Genomic DNA, 229 nt, shown 5'->3' with positions numbered 1-229 from the left:
CCAGCTCTTTTTCGGCAGAAACGGATGCCTCCGCGATGTGCTGATTGACAGTCTCGGCATTGCCGCATTCTGTGCTTTACAAAGGAAAAAGCATACAGCCAAACATACAAAAACCGGCAGTCTGTGACAGACGCCGGCTTTTTTTATATATTATGGTTTGTCGATTTGTTTTTATGAATGATACTTTCATAGATTCGCACGATCAGATCGACAATGGGACGAAGCACAT

The 229-nt window shown here is 43.7% G+C and carries 2 pseudogenes; one reads left to right on the top strand and one right to left on the bottom strand.

The features are described 5' to 3' along the window. Nucleotides 1–127: pseudogene (locus tag R0K30_RS23935) on the top strand (VanZ family protein); the annotation flags it as partial. 16 nt (nucleotides 128–143) lie between these two features. Here the strand turns inward: R0K30_RS23935 and R0K30_RS23930 are convergent. After that, nucleotides 144–229 (bottom strand): annotated as a pseudogene (locus R0K30_RS23930) (undecaprenyl-diphosphatase); the annotation flags it as partial.

It is taken from the genome of Bacillus sp. SIMBA_154 (assembly GCF_046536015.1).
In the GTDB taxonomy this organism is placed as follows: domain Bacteria; phylum Bacillota; class Bacilli; order Bacillales; family Bacillaceae; genus Bacillus; species Bacillus pumilus_P.
Note: the sequence above shows the minus strand (reverse complement) of the source record. Positions and strands in the feature narration are given on the sequence as shown.